Annotated in this window: 4 protein-coding genes; 2 read left to right on the forward strand and 2 right to left on the reverse strand. The window is 57.2% G+C overall.

Going from position 1 to position 8,348, the window contains the following annotated elements; translation table 11 throughout:
- The first annotated feature begins 175 nt into the window (after positions 1-175).
- Positions 176-3,664: a DEAD/DEAH box helicase gene (locus tag FHX11_RS29685; protein WP_184364960.1), complete on the forward strand. Its 3,489-nt coding sequence runs from the start codon at positions 176-178 to the stop codon at positions 3,662-3,664.
- Between the two features lie 157 nt (positions 3,665-3,821).
- Here the strand turns inward: FHX11_RS29685 and FHX11_RS29690 are convergent, their stop codons facing one another.
- On the reverse strand, positions 3,822-5,525 hold the full coding sequence (locus FHX11_RS29690) for a hypothetical protein (protein WP_184364962.1): 1,704 nt from the start codon (positions 5,523-5,525) through the stop codon (positions 3,822-3,824).
- A gap of 704 nt (positions 5,526-6,229) precedes the next feature.
- Positions 6,230-7,123 (reverse strand): amino acid ABC transporter substrate-binding protein, encoded by an 894-nt coding sequence (locus FHX11_RS29695; protein WP_184364964.1) that lies wholly within the window; start codon positions 7,121-7,123, stop codon positions 6,230-6,232.
- Between the two features lie 340 nt (positions 7,124-7,463).
- Between FHX11_RS29695 and FHX11_RS29700 the strand changes: the two genes are divergently transcribed.
- On the forward strand, positions 7,464-8,129 hold the full coding sequence (locus tag FHX11_RS29700; protein ID WP_184364967.1) for an isochorismatase family protein: 666 nt from the start codon (positions 7,464-7,466) through the stop codon (positions 8,127-8,129).
- Positions 8,130-8,348 lie beyond the last annotated feature (219 nt).

Raw genomic sequence — 8,348 nt, forward strand, 5'->3', positions numbered from 1 at the left:
TGCCATCGAACAACTTTCGACCTGTCTGATGATGGTGCCCGCGCCTCCGATACAGGGATCGCGGTCGTAGTCGTTGCTCCAATGCGCCGATCCAGCAGTTCAAAGGCATGCCTGTTGATTTCACACAGCTTCTGGTGGCAAATTGGGCCGAGTAGTAATTTTGCGAATATTTTCCATGTCCAAAAGACCGCTGATCCAAAAGGGCGTAGTAGAGCTTGAAAAGCTGTTCGATCAACGACGCGATGATCCAAAGTTTTTGGACGGCCTGCTTGAAGAGCTTTCCGAGCGAAAAACCCAGCGCGCGCAGGAGCTAAGGCAGCGGGCGATGCAGGCTCGGGGAACAATCGCTCAACGATCTGCCTCGCGCGTCGATATCAGCGAACCGGTTGTGGAAGGCCCGATTGTTGCTGCCGCAACACCAGCAGAGCGCCTGGCCTCTCCTATTCCCGGACCAGTGCCGGCCCCGGCGATAACAATCCGTCCTATCCTCGAACGCCCCCCTGTCGGCAGTGATCCGGGAAGCATCCTGCTGGCGTGGACGGCGATGGAGGTCTTGTCTCCTCCGTCGTTCCGAAAGCCCGAGGATCTGGCGAGCGGCGCTCGATATCGTATCGCCCAAATCGATAAGGACGCGCTGCCTTGGGAGAATGGTGGCGAGAAAGCTCCCCCTAACCAAAAGCTTTACTACCAAGTCATTCTCGGCAGCATTGACATGGAAGCCGCCGTCTCGGCGTTGCTAGCGGTTTATACCGACAGCCGGGCGGAGCGGCCGCAAGCGCGTGGAGAAGCCGTGCTCGCCACGATCATGGTGGACCGGGAAGGGCGTCCGGTCGAGAGCGAAGCCGTTTCCATTTCCAGCTTCGGCTGGGGAATACCCGTGGCATTGGGTGGTAGGCTGATTGATCTCGGACAATGGTCGCAGGCGGAAAAGTCGCTTGTGGAGGGATTGGCGGCAAAAATTGTGAGTGCCGACAAGGACGGAAATCCGCTGCCGCTCACCCGCAAGATAATTCAAGACACTTATGATTGGCTGGTGCAGACCATCGGCCTACCTGCACAATTTGTCAGGCCACCGGCGTTTGCCGTTCGGTCGTATCAGTATTTCAAGCTGCAGGACCCGCCTGAAGCAATTCTGCTCAATTCGTTCTTCCTTGATGATCTGGCAGCGGCACGCGCTCTTGTAGTTTCCGGTAAGGCGACGCCCAATCTCAAACGTTATCTGGGCGTCCTTAAGCCACGCGGTCGCCGAAACCTCATGAAGGACAACGAGGCGCTTTCGGAAGCGCTCGAGCCTCGGAAATTTCCATTGGGATCATGGCCGGGCGACGGCCGGCATCCGCTTGCTCTCCTTCAGCAATGCGCGGTCAATCTTGCCCTTCACGACCTGAAGACGGACGGTATTCTTGCTGTGAACGGTCCGCCAGGTACGGGAAAAACAACTCTTCTTCGCGATGTCATCGCCGCGCTTGTCACCAAGCGGGCTGAAATTCTTTCCTCCTATGACGAGCCGGAAAGCGCCTTCATCCATTCCGGTCAGAGGTTGAAGAAGGGAGCTTCCTTCGTTCACCTCTATCGCCTGGACAACAAGATCAGGGGGTATGAGATAATCGTTGCCTCCTCGAACAACAAAGCCGTCGAGAATGTCAGCGCCGAGCTGCCAGCCATGCAAGCGATAGCAGGTGACGCCGGCGGTCTGAGATATTTCAAGACTGTATCCGACGCCCTGTTGGAACGCGACACCTGGGGCGCGGTCGCTGCAGTGCTCGGCAATGGCAAGAACCGAAGCGATTTCCGGCAAACCTTCTGGTGGGACGACGATGTCGGGCTGCAGAGGTATTTGCAGCAGGCCAGCGGTAATCCTCAACTGATCACTGAGAAAACAGAGACAGGAACGAAGCAAAGACCGCCGCAGGTCATCGTCAAGGAAAACGCACCGGAGGATCATGATGAGGCCCTGCGGCGCTGGAGAAAAGCCCGTCAGCATTTTCGCAAGGTAGCGGCATCTTCGAAATCGGCACTGGCGGAGTTGCAGAAGGCTCATGATCTTTTACGATCGATCCGGCAAAAGCAGGAGACGGTTGACGGTCTCGCCGTCGAAATCGAGGCAATGCACCCGGTTTTGGCGCAACTAGTGGAGAACGCCGGAAAAGCGGTGTCCGCTTTTGATGTCCAGAAGCGGAATGTGGAAGCACTGGATCAGGATCGAGCCGCTTTATGGAGCATACGGCCCGGTTTTCTCAGCCGGCTGTTCGGCACGCAGGCTTATCGTTCATGGCACGAGGCATACGATACCCTCTTGAAAAGCCTGACCTCAGAGAAAATAGAGCTTTCGCGTCTGTCGGCAGATGCTGAGACGAAAAGGTCGGAATTTGCGCGAGCGAACGGCGAGCTGCAAAAAATGCAGGCTTCGGTCATTGAACTGACCGAGACGCTCAGGCGCGAACGAATTGCATGTGAAGACCTTGCCGGCCGATATCCCGGCACGTTCATTTCGGAAGAATTTTTCGACCAGCGTCATCAGGATAAACAGAAGAGTGCGCCCTGGCTGGATGCGGCTACCGCACGTTTGCGCAACGATGTTTTCGAAGCAGCGATGGCATTGCATAAGGCGTTTGTTGACGGCGCCGCAAAGCCGATCCGGCATAATCTCAATGTTCTGATGGATGGCTTCGGTACGCGTTCGCTAGGAAGCCCGGAAAAGGACGCGCTGATCCCTGATCTCTGGTCGACCTTGTTCCTCCTGGTGCCGGTGGTTTCCACCACGTTTGCTTCGGTCTCCCGCATGTTCGGTAAAATCGGACCCGAATCTTTCGGCTGGCTGCTTGTGGACGAAGCAGGCCAGGCATTACCGCAGGCGGCCGTGGGCGCATTGATGCGGACTCAACGAGCAATGGTCGTCGGCGATCCGATCCAGATAGAGCCGGTTGTCGTTCTGCCTGACCAGTTGACCGAAGCGATGTGCCAGCAATTCGGGATCGATCCGCTGATTTACAACGCGCCCGGGGCTTCGGCGCAAACACTGGCCGACAGCGCCACGGAATATTACGGAACCTTCGAGACAAAGTTCGGAACCCGTGAAGTTGGCGTTCCTCTTCTCGTTCATCGACGCTGCGCTGAACCGATGTTCAGCATTTCCAATTCCATTGCCTACGAAAACCTCATGGTGCAGGCGAAGGCAGCCAAACCTTCCGCAATCCGGGACATTCTCGGTCCTTCCCGATGGATCAATGTCGAGGGGCGGGGGCAGGAAAAATGGTGCCCGCAGGAGGGCGACGCGCTGCTTGGCCTGCTACGCCAACTACGGGATAAAGGATGCGCTCCCGACTTCTATGTCGTGACCCCGTTCGTCGTGGTGCAGGATCGTATGCGGGAAGTGTTGCGTACCAGCGGCTTGCTCGAGGGGTGGGTCGAAACCCCCTATCAGTGGGTCAGGGAGCGCATCGGAACGGTCCACACCGTTCAGGGCCGCGAGGCGGACGCCGTCTTCTTTATCTTGGGTGCTCCGGACGCGCAGCAGCGAGGCGCGCGCGGTTGGGCGGGTGGCCGCCCCAATCTCCTGAACGTCGCGGCGACAAGGGCTAAGGAAGCTCTTTACGTGGTGGGCAACCGGAGCCTCTGGAAAACAGCAGGCGTGTTCCAGTCGCTTGATGATTTCCTCGGATGAGCAGGATCGCATCCGAAAATAATCTCTGATTGCAGTGCTCATAAAATACGTATCGAGAGGGATTTATTGCGAATGGAGGGAGTATGTACCTCTTGCACTACACTAAGGTCGATTATGTACTTCGAGGGATCATTCATAGCAGCAGGAAGGGCGATCCCTATGGATGCCAACGCTCGCCTATAGCTGCACGCTCGTCCTGATGACGGGCATCCCACTCGTAGCTTTCAGCAATCGAGATGAGAACTGCTGAAACGCGAGGATGTGAATTTCCGTATCGTGCGGCAAGTCCACGATAGCGACCCGCCAGCTTGCGCTCCTGTTCGCCACCGTCGTATGGCCCACGACTGGTGATGCCACGAGCATTTCGAACGCCCAGATCAAACTTTTCGCGAAGCCCCACATTTTCAGAGCGGTTCAAGAAGTCCAATATCACCAGCGGCAGCCATTCATCCCAAGGACGGTGGCGTGCAAAGCGTGCGAGCAAAGCTCCGAAATGGGTTTCGGCAACTTCCTTGCGATCTACGTCACTTGCTTGTTGCATCGCTTCTTCGGCCCAGACGTTGAAATCTTGCTCGATTATCTCTCCGTCTTCGCTCAGCCCAGGAAGTTTATTCCAGCCCTCAAACGTATGAGATGCCAGTTCGGCAAGGAATTTCCGGCGATCTGATGATATCTCCTCCTGCTCTGGATCGTCCCTTCCGTCTCTGCGACGATAGCGCCAACACAGCAGTTGAACAAACAGCGACGGATCACTTGCCAGTTTTCGATGCACCGCCAAGGTTCTTTGATGATGGCGATACCCATAGCGGCATAGCAGCGGTACGAATGGCAGTTCCAAAGTTGCGATCCGGTCATTTGAGATCTCGTCAGAGTCATCAAGGCGTTTCAGCACTTCGTCCAAATGATAGGACTCTGGAAATGGACCATCCAGCTCCTGCCCATGCGCAATGGCTTCCAGAATGCGTTCCCATTTCTCCGGAGAGAGTCTATCGGGCGAGAGACTCACTGCAGCAAATGCTGAGCGTGGACGCTGCGCATCAAGCAGCTTTGTTATGGCGTATTCGCCTTCTTCCGATGGCGTGTCATCCCATAATCTGACCGATACAGTCCTCCAATAAGTGGTAACAACATCACTTCCGAGTTCTTCAGCAACTCTCCATCCAGGCGCGCGGCCAGGAAGGTGCTCGGCTAACCGATACTTTATGTCGGCATCCTTCAAGATACCCGTTTGAGAGAGAATTGTCACAACTGAGTTGAGATCGGCCCATCCGGAGGTCCAGAGCACTTGGCGAAGGAAGGTATTGACTGCTTCGCTCGGTTGATGCTGGAGCGCGCGCGCTGCCCATTTCGCGGCTACCTCCGGAGAGGCGTCTGGCGGCACCAGAACCTGGGCGACAAGCTCCGGGTGCTTGACACTTAGCGCGAACTCGAAGACCTGATCCTCACCCACTTGCTCTCGGATTTCCATGATGGCCCCGATGCGCTTCCGCTTTACGCGAGCATCCCGTTCCTGCCACGATAAGCGTCCCTTCTCCTCATCTTCGATTAGAGATCGCCACTCGACGTGTGGACTATCGAAAAGCCAGCGATGGCGGGCGGTCGCAATTCCAGCCTCCAACGCAGCTTCCATCCTGCGAAGAGCAACCACCAAGTCGTTCTCGTCTTGGCCGTCTTCGAAAATACGTATGACCTCACGACGACGGAGGTCATTCCGGAGGTCTGCCTTGTCTTCGTCGTCAGCATCTGATGCCCAACGCTCAATCTGCTCAACTAAGCGGCTCAAATCGTCAGGATGCAAACGTGGAGCGATTTTCAGCAGCTCCTCCAACTCAGTTTTGTCAAAAGGAGCCAAATCTAGCAAAAGGCGGCTTGCTTCAATCGCTGCGTCCCGAACGTCAAAGTTCGTCGGTATCGGCACTTCGTGTCCGAGTGCACGCCATTGAGGTCTTGTGGGTCTTATGGCGAAACCGGGGCCGGTGCTGGGAAGCAGCGAGATGCAGACACCAATCGCCGCGCTTCGAAACTGTTTGGATACGCCAACAGACTCTACCAGCAGGTGATAACCGAGGTAATCGACGGCGCGCGCGATTTGGAAAAAACAAAGGTGATTCCCAACCGATATGTCCTCGCAGTCACAGAATTAATCGGGCAAGATCAAGCCAACGACGTATCGCATATTTTCCTGGTTGAGCAGCACCTTGGCGCTGAGCCGCGGCAGACAGCACTCGTCAAGAATGCGCGGATCTTCCACCTGCATGCCTGTACACTCGGTGCATCCTATGCGGTAAAGCATGGCGTTACGTCACTCCGCTGGAAAAAGGTGATGACTTACGCATGGTCGTAAAGTCACTCGACGACGATAGAACTTGTCAGCTTTGTCAGTTCGCAGCCTTAAAGCTGACATGCTGCTTTCGGCCCAAAGCCGAATTGCCGCCGTAGGGCCGATTTGAGGCTGAGAATTTACAAGCCTCCATGGACTCAGGCCCCAGAAACCAATATCCCCTACTAAAATCAAGACAACTATCCATCGCCAGAAGGCCGACGCTCACCCCGTAGTGCAACTGACTACTCCGGAACCGAACCCGTCATAATCTCGCTTCTCAGAACCGGTCCCTCGTCCCCGAAATAGGTCTTCAGCAGCTTCGGAAAATCGTTGGACTGGTAGAGTTCGGTAAGCGTCCGGTCCACAAGGAGCCGGAAGGCTGAATCGTCGCGTCGGAGGACGATTCCGTAGGGTTCGTGGGTGAAGAGGCGGTTGCCGATTGCCAGTGCGGCGGGATTGCGGGCGTGGGCGGCAAGGCCGATGAGCAGGGCGCGATCGGCGAAATAGGCGTCGATCTTGTGATCCTCTAGAGCACTCAGTCCGTCTTGATGCGTGGCGAAATCCGTGACATGCGTTTGTGGCCCATCCGGGCCGAGCGCGGCGCGCAGCGTCGCGCCCGTTGTCGTGTCGGCGCGCACCCCGATGGTGCTGGCCGGCGGCGATTTCCTGTCGGTCGCGTGGGCAGGGTGCTTGTCGAGGAAGAGGACTTGCAGATAGTCGGGCGAATCCTTGCGCAGCAGCGCGCTCGCGCCGGTCAGAAAGATCGGTTGCGAGAAATCGACGCTTTCGCGCCGCGTCAGATTGATGGTGATGGCGCCGCATAGAAGGTCGATCTGGCCGTTCTTCACCGCATCGAAGCCGTCGGCGAGGGTGATCTCGACATAGTCCCGCTTCAAATGGGGCAGCGTGCGCCCGACCGCATCGGCGATCCTGCCGCAGAGATCGATGACATATCCCGTGGGATTGCCGTCTTTCTTCTTGAAGGAGAAAGGCGCCTCGTCGATGACATAGCCGACGCGGATGCTTCCCCTCTGCGATATGAGATCGAGCGTCTGCGCCGCCATGGCCGCGTAGGCCGAGAGGCAAAGGGCAAGGCCTGCCAGGAGGGGGCGTCGTGTCGCGCATTTCGCCAGCATGATCCTCATCTCCGCAAGAATGGTAGCGATCGCAAGGGCTTGGGCGAAGACTATGGTCTCCCCGCCATTTGTCAACGACGGATTGTCCTTGGAAAAATGCGCGGGCCGCTTGCATATTCCCCGCTGCACCGCAGGGCCGATTGTTCCGCCCATCCCCGGATCACGAAGAGTTTCGTTACCAACCCGCCGTTTTTGACCTAGAGCAATTCCAGGAAAAGTGCGTGAGCCGCTTTCCGTCCGCAATTGCGCTGAAACAAAGAGATAGAGCGTTTTCGCGATTCGAAGAAAGGCGGAAATGCTCTAGCTGGATGCCGAAGCGCCGGAGTCGAAGGAGGACGCCATGAAGATGATCGGCAGCATCATGCGGAAATCGGCCCTGGCTTGCGGCATCGGGTTGCTCGGGCTCGGTGCGTCGCAGGCTTGCGCGCAGACCATTATCGACGACTGGCAGACGGTGCAGCCACCGTCCGCACCCTCGCTGAAGCCGGTCACGGTGGATCTGGAGACGACGGCACTCCTGCTGCTCGATTTCAACGGCGCGCAGGACCCCACGAAGGGGCCGTGCAACAGGAACACCAAGCCGCGCTGCCTGGCCTCGCTTCCGAAGGTCAAATCCTTGCTGGATGCGGCGCGCGCCAAGGGTGTGTTCGTGGTCTACAGCCTCGCCGGCGCCGGTGAGCCGCAGGATATCGCGACCGCGCTCGCGCCGCTCGCCAGCGATCCGATCGTCAAATCCGGTCCGGACAAGTTCATCGGCACCAATCTGCGCAGCATCCTGGCCGACAAGGGCATCAAGACCGTGATCGTCACCGGCACGGCGTCGGAAGGCGCGGTTCTGGATACCGCCACCGATGCGGCGCTGAACGGTATGAATATCATCCTGCCCGTGGACGGCATGTCGTCCACCGAACTCTATGGCGAGCAATATGTCGCCTGGCACATGGTCAATGCGCCCGGCGTTTCCCAGAAGACGACGCTGACCAGGATCGACATGATCAAGTTCTGAACCCTCGTCGAGGGTAATTCGATAGCGTCGCTTCCAGACAACGAATACCCCCGCCGTCCTTGTCGGAAGCGGGGTGGCTTTGCCTGATCCGGGCGGGAAGCTCCGCGTCGTGTCCCGGAATTGCCTAGGCTGTGGTGACGAATTAACTATCTGAGCCAGATTGTTATGGCAGCGATGATGACGAATCCTCTGAAGTTAACGAGGAGTTTGTCGTATCGG

Source organism: Rhizobium sp. BK602, assembly GCF_014195095.1.
In the GTDB taxonomy this organism is placed as follows: Bacteria; Pseudomonadota; Alphaproteobacteria; order Rhizobiales; family Rhizobiaceae; genus Rhizobium.